Origin of the sequence: Bradyrhizobium sp. NAS80.1 (assembly GCF_001908205.1) — a bacterium.
Taxonomy (GTDB): Bacteria; Pseudomonadota; Alphaproteobacteria; order Rhizobiales; family Xanthobacteraceae; genus Bradyrhizobium.
The window spans coordinates 35,581-52,193 of the sequence record NZ_LGHL01000057.1 but is presented as its reverse complement, the minus strand read 5'-3'; the positions used below and the strand labels follow the sequence as shown (position 1 = coordinate 52,193).

Sequence of the window (16,613 nt, the reverse complement as noted above, 5' to 3'; positions counted from 1 at the left end):
TCATTCCGGGCTCGCGACTTCGTCGCGCTCCGGAATGACAATCGAGAGGTGGAAATGCTCCAAAATACCGCTCATGCAGACCTTGCCAATCGGGACAAGAGCGGTTAGTCAGAGCGCTCTTTCGCACCCCTCCCGGCCCTCCGGGAGAAGCGTCGCGGGCCACGCCCGCAATCGCTGTTTGCGAAACACGCGCCCGTAGCTCAGCTGGATAGAGCATCAGACTACGAATCTGAGGGTCGGACGTTCGAATCGTTCCGGGCGCGCCATTTTGGCTCCGCTTTCACTGCGGAGTTCCGTAGATCCCTAGAGCGATGGACGATCTCGGATCAGCATTCAAGCTGAGCCGGGCGATCAGCACGGCGAGCTTGCTCTGTCGATGGGCCCGGTCTTGCCGAAGATCGCCTTGATCTGATTCCGCACCGTTGCCCGCGAGATCTGCAGATCGCTTGCGATCTCTTGAGGGGATGACCACGGCGGGAGCCTTCACGCTCGCCAATCCGGAGCTGCGCGGCGGCGCTTTTGACTACCGCCTGTTCCACGGCGGAGTTGACGGCAGCAATCCAGAGAACTGGTATCTGCGCTCGACCTTTGTTGTGGGACCACAGCCGCCGGAGCCACCAGGGCCGTTGCCGCCGACGCCGCCAACGCCCGGCCCCGGCACCTTCCCGATCATCGGGCCGGAGCTTGCCACTTACGGCGTGGTGCAGCCGATCGCGCAGCAGCTCGGGCGCGGCATGCTCGGCACCCATGATGAGCGCATGGGCGCGCTCTATTATCAGGCGGGCGTGCCGTGTCAGCCGGCGCAACAACCCGTCTACACCAAGGCGCCGCCCCTCTATACCAAAGCCCCACCGACCGACTGCGGCCCGGAGGGTTGGCGTCCGGCGGTCTGGGGCCGGGCGTTCGGCCAGCAGATCGACAACCATTATCAGGCCTTCGCTGATCCGCGCGCCGATGGTCGGCTCGCCGGCTTCCAGGTCGGTTTCGATGTCTTGCGCAGCGACAGCCTGATATCAGGACATAAGGATTATGGCGGCCTCTATTTTGCCTATGGCAACGCCAATGTCGATGTCACTGGCCTTGTCACCAACCCATCAGCGACGGCTTACGTGCTGCAGCATACCGGCGGCCTCAACCTCAATGCCTATTCGGGCGGCGCGTACTGGACCCACTACGGGCCTCAAGGCTGGTATCTCGACCTGGTGCTGCAGGGCACGAGCTATGGTGGTTCGGCGAGCACGGAGTTCGCGCGTCTTGATACCACGGGGTCCGGCTTCATCTCCTCGCTCGAGGGCGGCTATCCGATCGCGTTGCCGATGTTGGGGCCGGGTTTTGTGCTGGAGCCGCAAGCGCAAGTGCTGTGGCAGTGGGTCAGCTTTGATTCCGGCTTTGACGGGCTCGGTCCGGTGGCGCTGGCACGGCCTCAGGCACGACCGCGCGGCTCGGACTGAAGGGCAAGTGGACCATCACCACCGACAGTGGGCAGGTGTGGCAGCCCTATGTGCGCGCCAATGTCTGGGCCGACTTTGACGGCAACCCGACGACGATGTTCGGGGTGGACCGCGTGCCGCTGATCTCGCACGCGCAGTACATGGATGTCGATGCCGGCTTCTCCACCAAGATCGACGCGCATTTCTCCGCCTATGCCGATGCCGGCTATCAGTTCGCCATCAGCAACGACGGCGGCGGCAAGCGCAACGGCGTCAAAGGCACCGCCGGCCTGCGCTATCAATGGTGAGGGCGCAAGCGCAGCTGGCCTACCAGAACATCAATATCAACAGCGCTTCCGACATTGGCGCGCAGGTCCGGTTTGCCGATGTCGATTCACTGCTCGGCCGGATCGGTGCGCGGTTCGGACGCACCTGGAATATCGATGACACGCCGCGCACCATCACCGCCTGGGTTCGCACTGAATCTGTGGAATGAGTTCCGTGGCAATCCCGTCATCTCGTTCTCTTCCGAGACCGGTGCAATTCCGTGGAGGGTCTGACGCTAGATAGCGATCGCTGACCGATAGGGATCACAACTGAAACGCCGCAGTTCCGCCTGCGCGGAGCACGCGCTTTACCCTTCATGGCCGTTTCGAGAGCCTTGCGATTGCCGCGTCGGCAGCATCTGTGCCGGCGGGGGATTTCAGGCGGCGCGGTCGCGAGGGCAAAATGCCGATTGCAGAACTATTCGCGCGTGGGGAGTGCAGGTTCTGGGAGACTTGCTTGGCGGCGCTTTGGATGCGCGCCTGCAGCAGTGCCAGACGCTCGGGTGGCGTACGCGCCTCCGACGTGATGAAGACCAGGCTGCCGACAACCTTCTGCTCGGGGCTAAAGATAGCCGTTCCGATTCCCAGAAGCCCACGATCGACCTCGCCGTGCGAGACGTACGCGCCGGCGCTACGCAGGCGCTTGAGGTTGGAGCGGAACTGATCCCAGTTTTCGCCCAGCCCCGCGCTGCGGATTTCGTTCGCATGCCACAGCATCAGGTTGCGCAACTGATAGGGCGGTAGATTTGCCAGGATGGGCTTGGCCGTTGCTCCGCGAAACATCGGAAAAGGTCGTCCGCGCGTGTAACTCGACTCGATGGAGGTGTCGGGCCAGTAGCGGTCTACGCACATGACCTTGTCGCCGTAATAACTGCAAAGCATCAGGTTGGCATGCAGCTCGTCGCCGACGGCGCGCATGACATCGCGCGCCGCGCGCATCAGGGGATCGTGCTGACGAAGATGGCGGTCAAGTTCGATGATGCGTGAGCCCAGCACGTAGGCGCCGCCCGCAGTGGGGGTCAGCAGCCCGCTTTCGGTCAGCGATTTCAGGTAACGATATGCAGTAGCGCGGGAGCACTCCAGATGCGCCATGACATCTTCCTGGAACACGGCGGTCGTGTCGTCGCGGAAGAGGTCCAGAATGGACAGCATGCGATCTGGAGAGCTCATTGCGTGTTGGCTTACCTAGTGAATGTGGAAGCCGCCATTGACGTCGACCACAATGCCGGTTGAATAGGAAGAGAGATCGGATGCGAGGAACAGGATGGCCTGCGCCACTTCGGTTGGCGAGCCGAAGCGTTGCAGCGGAATGCCTTGTTTCAGATCCCGCTCCCAATCATCGCCGAATTTTCCGAGAGTCATATCAGTTTCGATGATGCCGGGCGCCACACAATTTGCGCGAATGCCGCGTGGTCCCAATTCGCGCGCCAGGGCCTTGGTGAAGCTGATGACGCCCCCCCTTGGAAGCTGCGTAGTGCGAGCCGCCCAGCAGGCCGCCGCCCCGCAGAGCTGCAGTCGATCCCAGGTTGACGATCGCGGGCCTGCGCTCGCTTTGCATCAATGCCGGCAACGCCGCCTGCGTGATGTTGTAGGTCCCGGTGAGGTTGACCTCGATCATGCGGCGGAACTCATCGTCGCGCATGTCCCAGATGCGCGTGGCGGCCACGATGCCGGCATTGTTCACCAGTACGTCGATGCCGCCTAGCGCGGAGACGGCCGCCTCTATGGCTTGATCGCAGGACGCGATATCAGCGACATCGCAATGCAGGTTGACGCGTCGGTCCAATAGGACAGGTTGCTGGGCGGCGGGGTAGGCGCTGTCCAGCACGGCGACGCTGGCGCCCTGCGCGAGGAACAACTCCACGATCGCCGCGCCGATGCCGCGCGGGTTGGCCCCGCCCGTCACCACCGCGCGCTTCCCGGCGAGCAAGCCGGTAGCATCCGCGCTCATTGCTGCACCAACGGGCATGCGCCCTGGTTGAGCGGTCGAAATGCCTGCTCGGCGGGGATCTTGCGCACCAGCTTGTAGTAGTCCCAGTCGCGTTTCGATTCCGCCGGCTTTTTGACCTGGAACAGATAAAGATCGCGCATGACGCGGCCGTCTGCGCGGATGCTGCCGTTGTCGGTCATGAAATCATTGATAGGAGTTTCATGCATTTTCTTCAATACGGGTTCGGATGCATCGCTGCCGGCCGCCTTGATGGCGTTCAGGTAGTGCATGGTCGCGCCGTAATTGCTGGCCTGTACCATCGAGGGCATGCGGCCGGTGCGCTTGAAGAAACGTTCGGACCATTGGCGCGCCTTATCGTCCTGGTCCCAGTAGAACGGCTCCACCAGGTTCAGCCCCTGTGCATACTCCAGGCCCAGGCTGCGCACGTCGACGATGCTCATGAAGAGCGCGGCCACCCGCTGCTTGCTGCCCATGATGCCGAACTCAAACGCTTGCTTGATGCTGTTGATGGTGTCGCCGCTGCCATTGGCCAGACCAATGACCTGCGCTTTCGAAGCTTGAGCCTGCAGCAGGAAGGACGAAAAGTCGGAGGTCGAGATCGGGTGCCGGACGCTGCCCAGCACTTCGCCGCCCCTGGCCTTCACCACCGCTGAGGCATCGCGTTCGAGCGAATGGCCGAATGCGTAGTCCGAGGTGACGAAGAACCAGCTCTTGCCGCCGTCCTCCGTGACGCCGCTGGCCACACCGGTCGCATAGGCATAGGTGTCGTAGGTCCAGTGGATGCCGTTTGGCGAACAGGCTTTTCCCGTCAACTCACCCGAACCGGCGCTGGTGTATATCACCACGCGCCTCTTCTGCCGGGTCAGATCCTGCACAGCCAGCGCGATGGCCGAGTTCGGCACGTCCAGGATCATGTCGACGTTTTCATTCTCGTACCAGCGACGCGCGATGGACAAGCCGGTGTCCACCTTGTTCTGGTGATCGGCCGAGACGACTTCGATCGGCTTGCCGAGCAGGGTGCCGCCGAAGTCTTCCACCGCCATCTTGACCGCCTCGACGCCAAACTGACCGGAGAGATCGGCCATCATGCCGGACTGGTCGCCCAGCACACCGATCTTGACGACATTGTCGGACACTTGCGCGTGTGCCGCCATTGGCAGGGCGCTGAGCAGGCAGGCGGCAACGACGTTCTTGTATTTGAATTGCATGGGCATGTTTCCTCGGGGATTGGCTTTAGCGCCGGCCTATGCTGACCGGGCACGTGGGTGCGCCTATTCCAGCGTCTGGCCGGCGAATGCGTCGATGAACAGGTTCGGCTTCAGGAAGAAGCTCAACACCAGGGCGCCATTCGGCGAACGCGCGATGTGGCGGTTACCGCGGGGGCGCCAGACATAGTCGCCGGCACTAACCTCGCCCTCTTCATCAACGATCGAGCCTTCAAGTACGAAGGTTTGCTCCACTTCCACGTGTTCGTGCAGCGGCAATTCGGTGCCCGGCTGCCAGCGGAACAATGCGGTCAGCAGGCCGGTCTCCTTGTCCTGCATCAGCACCTTCATGTCGATGCCGGGCACTTGCGTGGGCTTCCAGGGTAATTCGCCCACTTTCAGAAAGCGCGACGCCAGCGGGTGCAGCGCGTCGAGGTCAGGGCGGCCGGGTGTTTCCAAAGCCATGGTGTCTCCTCCAAATTCCTGTTGGAGATTTAATGATATTCTCTCCATTGAGTATTTGTAAATAGTCTTATATCTTGCGACTTTGTTGAAGGCGGACGCTGCGACGCAGGCTCGCTCCGAAGGGGGAGTCAGGCGGCAAGAGGTCGGCCTCGATGACCGAGGGGACAAAAGTTGAAGCATGACTACCTGAGCGAGACCTTTGGTCTCGGGGGGGAGAGCAGCGCTCGTGACGGGCGCAGCACGCGGGTTGGGGTTCGCCATTGCACGCGGTCTGGGCCTGGCTGGGGCGCGCGTCGTCATCAACGACCTGAGCGCGCAGGCCTGCGAGGAGGCGGCGGCGCAGTTGGCTCAAGAGGGCATCGCGGCCCGCGGCTTGGCCTTCGACGTAGCCGACGGTTCAGGCGTCGCCAAGGCGCTGGCGCAACTTGAGGCCGACGGCCTGCCCATCGATGTGCTGGTCAGCAATGCCGGCAACCAGAACCGCAAGCCCGTGGTGGAGATGTCGTTGGACGAGTGGCAGGCCTTACACAATGTCCATGTCAATGGCGCGTTCAATTGCGCTCGCGCCGTGCTGCCCGGCATGACGCAACGCGGCTTCGGGCGCATCGTGCTGATGTCTTCGGTGGCAGGACAGGCCGCCATGCCCAACATCGCCGCCTACGCCACCGCCAAAGGAGCTATCGCCGCATTCACGCGGGCGCTGGCGGTTGAATATGGCGCACGCGGAGTCACGTGCAATGCGTTGGCGCCGGGCTTTGTGCGCACCGACTTCACGCAAGGCTTGCAGGACAATCCGCAGTTCCAGACTTTCCTGTCTTCGGCTGTGCCGGCCGGCCGCTGGGCGACTCCGCAGGATGTCGCTCCGGCCGTGGTGTTCCTGGCTTCGGCGGCCGCCGCGTTCGTCAATGGGCATGTGCTCGCGATCGACGGCGGTCTCCTGGCGCGTATGTAAGGGGGGCGCCCAGCGCGCCTGCAAATTGATGTTCCTGCACGTGGTAATGATGCAGCTCAGTCGTGATGCCGATGCGCAATTCCATGAGCGCGTCCGGCACTATTGCGCGCGCATCAGGGCGGAATGCGACGGCGTCGCCGACTATGATTTTCAGCGTAACGTGGCAAGCCGCTCCGACGGGCTGGAGTATGCTGTCATAGGCGCATTTGCCGATTCGGCCGCTCACGATCGCTATCAGGTCAGCTCGGTTCACCAGGAAATGAAGGCCTATATGGCCGGTTTCATCGCGCGTCTGGTGGTTTGCGATAGCGAAATCCAGACCCTCTCGTGAGGGCTCGCCGAAACGATCGGGATTGAGACCGCAAGGCACCGCTCTGGCCACCGTCGCGGCTCGTCGAGCCGGGCGATGCTTCCTCAGGTTCGCAACGGCGCCCGATACTCGGCCGCGAGAGTCTCATCGGCCGACGTGTGGCGGACGAGATTGAACAGCGGCGTGAGGACGATTGTCAGAATGAGGTTGAGGATCACGGCGTACAGCGCCGAATAGCCGGGAAAGGTGAAATCGCCTACCGCAAGAGCATAGGTCGGGGTGAGGTTCGCGGCGACGAACATTGCGCTGCCTGCGACTATTCCCGCGGCCCATCCGACGACCAGCGCCCAATCGTTGAACCAACGCGTGTAGACGCCGAGCATCACGGCAGGCAGCGTCTGGATGATCCAGATTCCACCGAGGAGCTGCAGGTAGATCGCAAATTTCGATGGCACGAACACGATGAAGGCCAGCGCGCCGAACTTGACGATGAGCGACACCCACTTTGCCATCTGCGCTTCCTGCTTGTCGGTGGGCGCACCGTTGATGAATTCGCGGTGAATGTTGCGCGTGTAGAGATTGGCGGCAGCGATCGACATGATCGCAGCCGGCACGAGCGCTCCGATGCCGATGGCGGCAAAGGCGATGCCGACAAACCATGACGGGAAGGTGTGGAGGAACAGCGCCGGCACCGCAAAGTTGTTGCCGAACTGTCTGAAGCCGGTTGCGTATTCGGGAAGATTGCCGACGCCTGCGGCAATCGCGAAGAAGCCGACGAGTGCAAGCAGGCCAAGCATGAATGAATAAGCCGGCAGAAGTGCCGCGTTGCGTCGAACGGCGCGTCCGCTGCTGGCACTCAGGATGCCCGTGATCGAATGGGGGTAAAGGAAGAGCGCAAACGCCGATCCGAGCGCCAGCGTCGCGTATGCGCCGTACGCGCCGGTCGTATTGGCGCCGGGCGTAGCCAGCAGGAGTTTCGAGTCCGGTACGGCTGCGAAGATCTTTTCAAAGCCGCCAAGCTGTATGGGAACGGCCACGACAGCGGCGAACGCCGTGACGTAGATCAGGATGTCCTTGACGATGGCGATTGACGCGGGGGCCCGCAGTCCGCTGGAATACGTGAAGGCAGCGAGGATGATGAACGCGAGCAGCAACGGCAGGTCGCCACTGTAGCCCTCGCCGGAAACGCCCATCCCTCCGATCACGACCTGAAGTCCGACAAGCTGGAGCGCAATGTAGGGCAACGTCGCGACGATGCCGGTGACCGCCATCGCCAGTGCGAGCCAGCGATTGCCGAAGCGCCCGCGGACGAAGTCGGCGGCCGTGATGTAGTTGTGCCGGTGGCAGACGTACCAAAGCCGCGGAAAAAACAGGAAGAGAATGGGATAAGCGACGATCGTATACGGGACAGCGAAGAAGGCGACCGCGCCGGCCCCGAAAGCCAGCGCCGGAACGGCAATGAAGGTGTAGGCCGTGTAGAGGTCGCCGCCGATCAAGAACCAGGTGACGATTGTGCCGAAGCGGCGTCCGCCCAGGCCCCATTCGTGCAACTGATCGAGGTCGCCCCTGCGCCACCGCGCTGCAGCGAAGCCGAGCCACGTGATCAGGGCAAATAGCACCACGAAGATGCTCAACGCAGTCCAGTTTACGTCCTGCACGGCATTCCTCCCGATTGGCCCTCCTTCGTTATTCGTCTTCCCTCCTGTGTGATCGCGCCCGCGGGCGCGGCTAGTCCTCAGTTGCGAAATAGACGATTGCGGTCAGGATGGCTCCAAGGATGATCCAGAGAAGCTGGTACCAGTAGAAGAATGGAATGCCGATGAAGTCAGGTTCTTCCACGTTGTAGAACGGTGGCCAGAGAACGGCGACGAATTGAATGAGGAAGAGCAGATACCACCAGCTCCATACGGTGCGGCCGGTGGCTGCTTGCTGGATGCTGGATTTCGAACCGACGCCATTTGACATGCAGACCTCCTTCACCGAGGTGCGCCGATGCCGGTCAATGAAGCGGACTGTAGCGAAGCTATCTCGATGATCCCGGCAGCGAAAGCCGGGGCTCGTCACCTTCCCACGCAGCCTTCTCATCCGCGTCGTCGTAACGCATCACCTGTTCCCGAGTTCCATCCCTCTTTCGGTTATGGCGAGCCTTCAGCCGCATTGCAGCACAACGGCATACGCGTCGACTGTCACAATGGCTGGATGCCAATGACGGATCACCCGCCGCCCGTTCGCCGGCGGCGGGTTCGGTGAGCGATCCGACGCAGTTCCGCATGAGGCGGCATTGTCTCAATGATGATGAGCCGACACGCTCTTGACCCATTGGGTCAACAGATCCGCGGTGGCGGATTGGCCGACATCACCCAGGCTGATCATGCCGACCATCCGCTTGCTCTTGTTGATCACGGGCAGCCTGCGGACCTTCAGCGTCTCCATGTGATGCACGGCTTTCGCTAGGTCGTCGTCTTCCCGGCAGCAATGGATGCCTTCGGTCATCACGTCCCGCGCTGTCATGCGCGCGGCGTTGAAGTCCTTGCTCGCAAGGCCTTTGCAGACGATGTCGCGATCGGTCACCATCCCGATCAAATGGTCGTCTTCGCCGATCGGAATGCAGCCGACGTCGTGCCCATTCATCAACTTCGCAATCTCGGTGATTGGGGTGTCGGGGCTGACCCAATCGACGCCCTTGTGCATTACTTCCTTGACCTTCATGGAGGACCTCCGTTGTGAACGCAGCCCCCGCGATGTGACGATACAACGAACCGCGCGCGACCGCACGCGCGCTGCGACGAAGGCGTCGCTAGGATCAGTTCGTCGACGTGCCGCGTCCGTCGTGCATGCTGAAGCGTCCATGCGGCGCATTGGCCGTCAGGTGCTCGAACTGCGCATGCGTGAGCTGGAGCAGTGTCTCGTGATCGCCGGCTTCGATATAGACCTCGGGCTGGGCCCGGAGACTGTCATCGACGATGAGATCGAGCCCGTAGCACCGGCCGACGGCCGGCACGGCGCCGTGCGCGCAATCCGCGAACAGCCGGTTGATCTCGGTTTCGTTGGCCATCACGAGATCCTCGCCAAGCCTTTCTTTCAAGTCGGGCAGGTTGAGATGGTGCGATGCGGGTACGACCGCGAGCATATAGCCGCCGTCATGCCGCAGTACGACGGCCTTGGCGAGACGATCGCCCGAGACGTGGCAAGCCTGCGCCGTACGGGTGGATGACATGGTGAGATCGTGCGGGATCTCGGCATACTGGATGTTCTCTGCAGCCAGATATCGGTGCAGCGTGGGAGCAATGGACATGGCGTCCTCCGGATGGGTATGCGAGCCATCCACCGTGAGGCTGCCCCCGCCCCACGATGGGCGGCCGCGTGATTGCCGGACTTCAGCATAGGCTTTGCCCTCGAATGCCGCAATTGGTTCGGGCGTTCGAATCGTTCCGGGCGCGCCACTTCGGTACAAAACTATGAACGCCGAACGCCGCTGATTTCCCGCTGGAAGCGGCCACAAGCGTTCGCAGCAGTTCTGACCTCGATCCCATGATGCGAACTTCGCTATCGGCGACCTCGACGCGCTGCGAGAGAACAGAGCGCTGGATGCCTCAAGCTTCAGGAACCAAAAACGCCATCAGCCGATCGGTGAAGGCTTCGGCGGAATCCACATTCGAGATATGAGCCGCGCCCCCGATGCACGCATAATGCCCGCGCGGCGCGGCACTCGCCATTCTCTGACTCTCTTCGGGGACCGACATCCTGTCGAGATATCCCGCAATGAAGAGGGCGGGCATCGGCAGAGTCGCGAGGCGGTCGCGCACGTCGAACCCACCTATTCCCCGTGCGACATGCGCCAGCGAACGCCCGTCCGTCGTGGCGGCGATGCCGTGCCAGATCTGATAGGTTCGCATTCCTTCCGCCGTGGCCTGGAAGGCCGGCGAGACAAGCGATGGCCAGGTCTGTTCAAGTCGGGCGACAGGAGCAGGATCGGGCGGCCCTCGCCAAAGGCCATGAAGTAATTGCCACGGGAGAATGCATTGTAGAAAGCCATGGGATCACCTTCGATCAGGCGGAAAGAGCAATGCGGTCGCCGGGCCGGAAGCGACGCGCCATACCCGCCAGAACCACGCAGAGGCCGGCCATTAACAGCCATGCCGGTGTGAGATCGCTCAACTCCTGCCGGAGCAGGCCGGCAACCAGGGGAAGGAGCGCCGCCAGCAGATAGCCGCCACCCTGCACGAAGCCCGCGATCGCGCCGGCCTCGGCGGCGTTGGTGCCATGATCCATGGCAATGATCAGCGATAGCGGAAACAGTGCGCCGATGCCGAGGCCAGCCAATATCGCCGCCGGCCAGGCCAGTGCGAGCGGCGCGAGACAGAGACAGGCCAGCCCGGCCAGCAGAGCAGCGATTGCGAGGAACAATGCCGGGCGACGATCCGGGAAGCGATCGATCCAGACCGACACCGCGATGCCCGCGATCACCTCCGCGAAGGTCAGCGCGCCCAGCATCGCACCTGCCACCGTCGCCGGCCATCCGAGCTGGGTGTAGAAAGGCGGCAGCCATGCCAGCACAAGCGTGTAGGCGCCGGTCCCAAATCCAAAAAAGGCAAGCAACAGCCAGGCGCGCGCCTTCCTGTAGATCCCAAAACCATCAGACGCATTTCCTGTCCTGCTGACGTGGCCGCGCATCAGCCATGCCGACAAGCCTGCGACAACCGGCAGGGCCCAAATCCCCAGCGCGACGGACCATCCCCCCAGATTACCGATCCATGGACTTGCCGCCGCCGAAACCATCGCTCCACCCATGATGGCGGTCGAATAGAGCCCCATAAGGCCGGCCGATCGATTGCCAGCCTGCTCGCGGATGATGGCCGGCATCAACGCCTGCACCATGGCGATGCCCACACCGCCCAGAATCGCCGTTGCCAGCAATGTGCCCATGCCATGCGAGACCCATCGCGCCAGACAGGCCAACCCGATGAAAACCAGCCCGACAGCGACGCCGCGGTGGCGTCCGATAGCCTGCTGAAGCCGGCCCGTGCCGAGCAGGCAGATACCCATCAGGGCGACGGGCAGAGCCGTCAACAGGCTGGCGCCGCTGTCGCTCAGCCCGGTGTCGCGTTGGATGCCGTCGAGCAAAGGGCCGATCGCCGCGATCGTCGGACGCAGATTGATGCCGACAAGCAGGATCGTGGCCGGAAATGCCAGCCGGGCTTGCACTGATGTCATGGGGACTCCCGCCTGGATCGACCAGGCCTTTGACAAAGGTAACGATTGTTATCTATCTTGATGTAGAGATATGTATCTCGATGTCAAGATAGGTGGTCGGCGATGGACAGGGCGAGGAGGGCTGCGGAGCAATGGGCGCGGGAGCGACCCGATCTTGCGACAGGACCGATGGTTCTGCTGGGGCGTCTGGCTGAGGTCGTGCTCATCGTCACGCGCGAGTGGCTGAATCCGGTCTTCGCTTCCTTCGGCCTCCAGCCGGGGGAGTTCGACGTGCTGGCGACGCTGCGACGCAGCGGCTCACCCTATGCTCTTACGCCGACCGCACTTTACGAAGCCGCAATGATCTCGTCGGGCAGCATGACCAACCGCATCGACCGGCTGGAAAAGGCGGGCTTCATCGAACGCCGCCCCAATCCGGCGGACGGGCGCGGCACGCTCGTCGCCTTGACCACGTCCGGGTTCGACCTCATTGACAAAGCGGTCACGGCGCATGTCGCGAACCAGCACGCAATCATGTCCGGGCTCAACGATGGCGAGCAGGCGCGATTGTCCGCCCTGCTGGAGAAGATGCTCGTCTCGATACGATGACGGGCGACCTCTGACAACAGCGCAGCGCGATCCAAGGACCTGCTGCCATGCCAAGCTCCATGAATGACAACGAAGCGGGGCATGCTGTTCTTTCCCTCACGAACTCGGTCGATGGTCGCGGAAGCCGGCAGCGATCGTCCGCAGAGCTTCACGGGATTTCAGGTCGGTGAGCGTGGAGAACATCACGATCTCGGAGGGGGGAAGCGGCGGAAGGCCGAAGCGCTGGCTGACCTCGATCGTGCCGGGAGGCGCAAGGCGACGCGAAAAGGCCGAAATGGCGAGGCCGGCCGAGACGGCGGCCGTTACCATCGATGACGTGCCGCCAAGGAAGATCTCCGTCCAGGGGATGGAAGCACTGTCCAGCGCGCGGGTGGCAATGTCGCGCACACCGCAGGCGGGCGATAGCGCAGCTAGCCGCAACGGTTCGCCCCGACGATGTTCAAACTGCGGGGCAGCGAACCAGCCGAAATGCTCCGGCCCAAGAACCTCGCCATCGCGCCGGTCGTCCTCGCGCCGAATGATAACAGCGTCGAGTTCGCCGCGATCGAAGGCGTCCAGCAGCACGCGCGCATTGTCCATCCGCACTTCTATCGTCAGGCCGGGATCGTGGGCGTTGAGGCGGGCCAAAAGGGTCGGCACCTCCGGTCCGGCGACATGGGCTGCGATGCCGAGGCCGAAGCGGCGAGGTCCTGCCGAAAGGCCCGCCATGGCACGGTCGTGAGCAGTAAGAAATTCGCGCGCGCCCACGAGGAACACGGCACCTTGCGCCGACAGGCGTACCGAGCGGGGCGTCCGCTCGATGAGCCGCTGGCCGAGCCGGTCTTCAAGCCGCTTAAGCTTCACGCTGATAGCGCCCTGTGTGGTTCCGAGCGCTTCGGCCGCGCGGGTGAAGCTCTGTAGATCGGCTATGGCGACGAACGCCTGGACAGAGTCCACATCAAGCGTAGTCATCTTAATAATCCGAATTTGTTATCTCTGAAATATCGAAGCATCCAATTTAGTTATGGTCAAGCTTTCGCTAGGCTGCCTCAACTCTGCAACACGCGGACCGATGCGAGTGCGCCTTCCGTCATGACCGGATTTCGCCGTTGCGGTTCCCGACGACGAAAGGCTGAAGCATGACCCTTGCTGTATCCGCACCAACCAGCAGCAGAAGCGCCATAGCGCTCGCTGCCGTTTGTCTTTCTGCCTTGATGTTTGGGCTGGAAATCTCCAGCGTACCGGCGATCCTGCCGACGCTGGAACAGCTACTGCATGCGGATTTCCGGCAGCTTCAGTGGATCATGAACGCCTATACGATCGGCGTGACGATGGTGCTGATGGCGACGGGCGCGCTGGCCGACCGCTTCGGTCGCAAGCGCATCTTCATCGGCAGCATCGCGGCATTCGGTCTGGCCTCTCTGGCTTGCGGGATCACCGAAAGCGTGCCGGTGCTGATCGGCGCCCGTTTTCTTCAAGGGTTGAGCGGCGGTGCGATGCTGGTGTGCCAGATCGCCGTCCTGTCGCACCAGTTTCGCACGGCGCGCGAGCGTGGCATGGCCTTCGGCTGGTGGGGCATTGTTTCAGGCGTAGGGCTGGGATTTGGTCCGCTCATCGGAGGCACTATCGCTGCTCTATGGAGCTGGGAGTGGGTGTTCCTCGTCCATGTGGCACTCAGCATCGTGGCGTTGCTGCTGGCGGTTAGCGGCGTGCAGGAATCGCGAGATCCTGAGGCGATCCGTCTTGATCTTCCCGGCATCGCTACACTGTCTGTAGCGGTGTTCTGCCTGGCGTTCTTCATCACTCAGGGGCCTGAATTTGGCTTCGGCAGTTCGACGGCGCTTTCGATCCTGGGTGCAGCGGTCGCGAGCTTCATGGCGTTTGTTATCGTCGAAAAGCTCGCCCCGAGGCCGATGTTCGACTTCTCGGTGTTCCGCATCCGTGCGTTTTCGGGTGCGATTATCGGCTCCGTAGCGATGAACGTGAGCTTCTGGCCCTTCATGATCTATCTGCCGATCTGGTTCCAGGCGGGCCTTGGCTATGACGGCGTCGCCGCCGGGTTGGGCCTGCTCGCCTATACGCTGCCGGCCCTGGTCGTGCCACCGTTGGCCGAGCGTCTGTCGCTGCGCTATCAGGCTCGCCTCGTCATCCCCGCCGGCCTGTTCACGATCGGCCTTGGCTTCGTCCTGATGAAGCTCGGCAGTGGTGCCGAGACCGCGAGCTGGCTGACCATGCTGCCAGGCTGCATTCTTTCCGGCGTAGGGCTGGGACTGACAAACACGCCAGTCACCAACACCACAACGGGCGCTGTCCCTCCGGCACGCTCCGGCATGGCGTCGGGCATCGACATGAGCGCGCGCATGATTTCGCTCGCCATCAACATCCCGATAATGGGGTTCATTCTGGTCGAGGGTGTGCTGTCTTCACTTGAAGCGAACCTGCCGCTCGACACGGATGCCTCCGCGCTGCGTTCTCTCGCGGAGAGAATTGCGGCCGGCACCGCCAACTCATCAGGGCAGGGAGTATCAGATGCTCTTGTTCACCACGCCCTTGCCGACGGCTTTGGCCGAGTTATGCTCTATGGCGGCGTCAGTGTCTGGCTCCTCGCAGCACTCAGCTTCACGGTGTTCGGCGGATCGCGAAAACATCTCGATGGTTCGTCGATGTAGCAGGCGCCCTCCTACGCAGCCGTACCGTCAATCGAGCGGCGGATCACCCGCTGCACTTCCGCATTCGACAGAAACAGATCGTGGTTGATGATGCCCCAGCCTTCCTGGGAAGCATCGACCACGCGCACGCCGAGCTGCTGGATTGCGGTCTTCTCGGCGGCACCGACCCTGGTCATTCCACCTGCGATTTGCCCCGAAAGCGCCAGTGCGCGATCGTTCGTCGCGGCGATCACGGTGATCTTGCCGGCAAGCGGACCGATGCGGCGGATCGCCGACGAGAACACGTCCATGTCGATATCAGGCGCGGCAAACACGATCGCGCCGATCTTGCTCGCAACGGTGTCGCCGTATCGCGCATAGAGCTGACGCAGGCTTTCGAGCGTCAGCATGGTTCCCATGCTGTGCGCAACGATGTGCACGCGGCCGCCGCCTGAGGCCGACACGATGGAAGAGAGCACGCGTTCGAAATCGTCGCGGGACCACATTGCGCTCTCGCGGTCATAGGCATAGTCGAACAGTCCTGCCCTGGAGGGCCAGGAGAACACCATGGTCCGGCCGTGGAACCTGATCCCGTCGGAAAGATGGGCGGCATCGAGCGCCGCTGTCTCGAATGTCTGCTTGAAGCCGTGCACATAGATCAACACGTCTCCCCCGCCGGCCTGCGTAAGGAGATCGCCAACGTCGGCCGACACCGGTTCGACCCGATCAAGACGCCAATCGCCAAGTCCGACCGAGGCGAGAGAAAGACGGCTCTCGTCCGGCGCCACCAGCTTCGCCCGCGCGACCGTCAATGTGGTCGCGCGTTCCGGCCCGAACCAGGGTTTCGTGCGGCCGCCGTTCACGGGCTTGCGCGTGGTGGTGACGAGCAATGTGGGGTCAACGGAGAGGGACGACGCGTCGAAGCGCGCGCCGGCCGCGCCCAAGCCTGCGCATCCGCCAAGCGCGAGGGCGCTGCCTGCCGACGCGAGCCCGCCCAGGAGCGCGCGGCGCGACACGAGAGTCTCATGTTGCAGAAGATGTCGGACGATCACACGGAACCTTCGGGAACGCTGCCCACCGTTTGCCCTGGTCGCTGCGTGAATGATGATGGCGGCGAGAAAAGGGCGATCCGGTTCCGCTTCAATCAGAACCGATAAGGACTGATGCCGACTCTGGCTCAGGATTCTTGCCGTGACGGTGTTGCAGGACGCGGATCAAGGCTTCATCCTTGTCACAACTTCAGGCCGGTTCTTCTCGAGCCAGGCCAGGGCTTCAGGCCCGTCGACGACACACTCGAAAGTCTCCCAGGTCGGGTCCTCCAGGGACTCCTCTTGAAGTCGCTTCGCCGCATATTCCATGAGGTTATGCAGGCGTTCATATCCGCGCCGGCGCTCAAGCGACTCTGCAATCGCTGCGCTTGTCCATTTCCGCCGGGCCAGATCGATGATGCTCGGAGCGTCGGCCTCGCTGAACCAGGGTGTGGCATCGAACTCGAGACAGATGACGTTGTCGGCGGTGTGGCAAGTCGCGTGGATCATTGGACCC

Annotated in this window: 21 protein-coding genes and 1 tRNA gene; 8 read left to right on the top strand and 14 right to left on the bottom strand. The window is 62.6% G+C overall.

The annotated features are described in order from the left end of the window. The first annotated feature begins 189 nt into the window (after window positions 1-189). The 4 genes from AC629_RS14705 (at window position 190) to AC629_RS14690 (ending at window position 1,926) form a co-directional block, all read left to right on the top strand. Window positions 190-266 (top strand) — tRNA-Arg (locus tag AC629_RS14705). Window positions 267-464: 198 nt separating this feature from the next. Beyond that, on the top strand, window positions 465-1,451 hold the full coding sequence (locus AC629_RS14695; protein ID WP_349531106.1) for an autotransporter outer membrane beta-barrel domain-containing protein: 987 nt from the start codon (window positions 465-467) through the stop codon (window positions 1,449-1,451). Beyond that, entirely contained in the window at window positions 1,448-1,738 is a 291-nt protein-coding gene (locus AC629_RS50165) for an autotransporter outer membrane beta-barrel domain-containing protein (RefSeq protein ID WP_349531107.1), read from the top strand. The genes AC629_RS14695 and AC629_RS50165 overlap by 4 nt, the downstream gene beginning before the upstream one ends. After that, on the top strand, window positions 1,732-1,926 hold the full coding sequence (locus tag AC629_RS14690) for an autotransporter domain-containing protein (protein ID WP_084805426.1): 195 nt from the start codon (window positions 1,732-1,734) through the stop codon (window positions 1,924-1,926). Before AC629_RS50165 ends, AC629_RS14690 begins: the two co-directional genes overlap by 7 nt. Window positions 1,927-2,071: 145 nt before the next feature. Here the strand turns inward: AC629_RS14690 and AC629_RS14685 are convergent, their stop codons facing one another. Genes AC629_RS14685 through AC629_RS14670 form a run of 5 tightly spaced genes read right to left on the bottom strand, consistent with a single transcriptional unit; the run spans window position 2,072 to window position 5,377 of the window. Further along, complete coding sequence (locus tag AC629_RS14685) at window positions 2,072-2,908, bottom strand: IclR family transcriptional regulator (RefSeq protein WP_210419045.1); 837 nt, start codon at window positions 2,906-2,908, stop codon at window positions 2,072-2,074. A gap of 33 nt (window positions 2,909-2,941) precedes the next feature. Further along, window positions 2,942-3,175: an SDR family oxidoreductase gene (locus AC629_RS49840; protein ID WP_283808475.1), complete on the bottom strand. Its 234-nt coding sequence runs from the start codon at window positions 3,173-3,175 to the stop codon at window positions 2,942-2,944. Continuing rightward, window positions 3,120-3,686, bottom strand: a complete 567-nt coding sequence (locus AC629_RS14680) for an SDR family NAD(P)-dependent oxidoreductase (RefSeq protein ID WP_210419044.1) — start codon at window positions 3,684-3,686, stop codon at window positions 3,120-3,122. Before AC629_RS14680 ends, AC629_RS49840 begins: the two co-directional genes overlap by 56 nt. Window positions 3,687-3,703: 17 nt before the next feature. Next, window positions 3,704-4,921 carry an ABC transporter substrate-binding protein gene (locus AC629_RS14675; protein WP_502693014.1) on the bottom strand — a complete coding sequence of 406 codons (1,218 nt, stop codon included), beginning with the start codon at window positions 4,919-4,921 and terminating at the stop codon, window positions 3,704-3,706. A gap of 57 nt (window positions 4,922-4,978) precedes the next feature. Continuing rightward, window positions 4,979-5,377, bottom strand: coding sequence for a cupin domain-containing protein (locus AC629_RS14670; protein ID WP_084805423.1), 399 nt, complete (start codon window positions 5,375-5,377; stop codon window positions 4,979-4,981). A gap of 226 nt (window positions 5,378-5,603) precedes the next feature. Between AC629_RS14670 and AC629_RS14665 the strand changes: the two genes are divergently transcribed. Next, window positions 5,604-6,329: an SDR family NAD(P)-dependent oxidoreductase gene (locus AC629_RS14665; protein ID WP_210419043.1), complete on the top strand. Its 726-nt coding sequence runs from the start codon at window positions 5,604-5,606 to the stop codon at window positions 6,327-6,329. 28 nt (window positions 6,330-6,357) lie between these two features. Then, window positions 6,358-6,660 (top strand): Dabb family protein, encoded by a 303-nt coding sequence (locus tag AC629_RS14660; protein WP_084805422.1) that lies wholly within the window; start codon window positions 6,358-6,360, stop codon window positions 6,658-6,660. Between the two features lie 83 nt (window positions 6,661-6,743). On the opposite strand, the gene mctP is transcribed toward AC629_RS14660, so the two are convergent. The 6 genes from mctP to AC629_RS14625 form a co-directional block, all read right to left on the bottom strand. Then, window positions 6,744-8,297, bottom strand: a complete 1,554-nt coding sequence (mctP, locus tag AC629_RS14655; RefSeq protein WP_084805421.1) for a monocarboxylate uptake permease MctP — start codon at window positions 8,295-8,297, stop codon at window positions 6,744-6,746. Between the two features lie 70 nt (window positions 8,298-8,367). Next, on the bottom strand, window positions 8,368-8,604 hold the full coding sequence (locus tag AC629_RS14650; RefSeq protein ID WP_084805459.1) for a DUF3311 domain-containing protein: 237 nt from the start codon (window positions 8,602-8,604) through the stop codon (window positions 8,368-8,370). Between the two features lie 321 nt (window positions 8,605-8,925). Next, the gene (locus AC629_RS14645; protein WP_084805420.1) at window positions 8,926-9,348 is read right to left on the bottom strand and encodes a CBS domain-containing protein; all 423 of its coding nucleotides are present in this window, start codon (window positions 9,346-9,348) and stop codon (window positions 8,926-8,928) included. A 94-nt stretch (window positions 9,349-9,442) separates the two neighbouring features. Continuing rightward, a complete protein-coding gene (locus tag AC629_RS14640; RefSeq protein WP_084805458.1) occupies window positions 9,443-9,934 on the bottom strand; it encodes an aminoacyl-tRNA deacylase in 492 nt (163 codons plus the stop codon). A gap of 298 nt (window positions 9,935-10,232) precedes the next feature. Further along, complete coding sequence (locus AC629_RS14630) at window positions 10,233-10,535, bottom strand: alpha/beta fold hydrolase (RefSeq protein ID WP_084805419.1); 303 nt, start codon at window positions 10,533-10,535, stop codon at window positions 10,233-10,235. A 154-nt stretch (window positions 10,536-10,689) separates the two neighbouring features. Further along, window positions 10,690-11,853, bottom strand: a complete 1,164-nt coding sequence (locus AC629_RS14625; protein WP_084805418.1) for an MFS transporter — start codon at window positions 11,851-11,853, stop codon at window positions 10,690-10,692. A 102-nt stretch (window positions 11,854-11,955) separates the two neighbouring features. Here AC629_RS14625 and AC629_RS14620 point away from each other — a divergent pair, with 102 nt between their 5' ends. Next, window positions 11,956-12,441: a MarR family winged helix-turn-helix transcriptional regulator gene (locus tag AC629_RS14620; protein WP_084805417.1), complete on the top strand. Its 486-nt coding sequence runs from the start codon at window positions 11,956-11,958 to the stop codon at window positions 12,439-12,441. A 96-nt stretch (window positions 12,442-12,537) separates the two neighbouring features. Here the strand turns inward: AC629_RS14620 and AC629_RS14615 are convergent, their stop codons facing one another. After that, the gene (locus AC629_RS14615) at window positions 12,538-13,392 is read right to left on the bottom strand and encodes a LysR family transcriptional regulator (RefSeq protein WP_084805416.1); all 855 of its coding nucleotides are present in this window, start codon (window positions 13,390-13,392) and stop codon (window positions 12,538-12,540) included. 167 nt (window positions 13,393-13,559) lie between these two features. Between AC629_RS14615 and AC629_RS14610 the strand changes: the two genes are divergently transcribed. After that, complete coding sequence (locus AC629_RS14610; protein WP_084805415.1) at window positions 13,560-15,089, top strand: MFS transporter; 1,530 nt, start codon at window positions 13,560-13,562, stop codon at window positions 15,087-15,089. Window positions 15,090-15,100: 11 nt separating this feature from the next. Here the strand turns inward: AC629_RS14610 and AC629_RS14605 are convergent, their stop codons facing one another. Both AC629_RS14605 and AC629_RS14600 read right to left on the bottom strand, forming a co-directional pair. After that, entirely contained in the window at window positions 15,101-16,084 is a 984-nt protein-coding gene (locus AC629_RS14605) for an alpha/beta hydrolase (RefSeq protein ID WP_245331866.1), read from the bottom strand. A gap of 198 nt (window positions 16,085-16,282) precedes the next feature. Beyond that, window positions 16,283-16,606, bottom strand: coding sequence for a hypothetical protein (locus tag AC629_RS14600; protein WP_084805457.1), 324 nt, complete (start codon window positions 16,604-16,606; stop codon window positions 16,283-16,285). Window positions 16,607-16,613 lie beyond the last annotated feature (7 nt).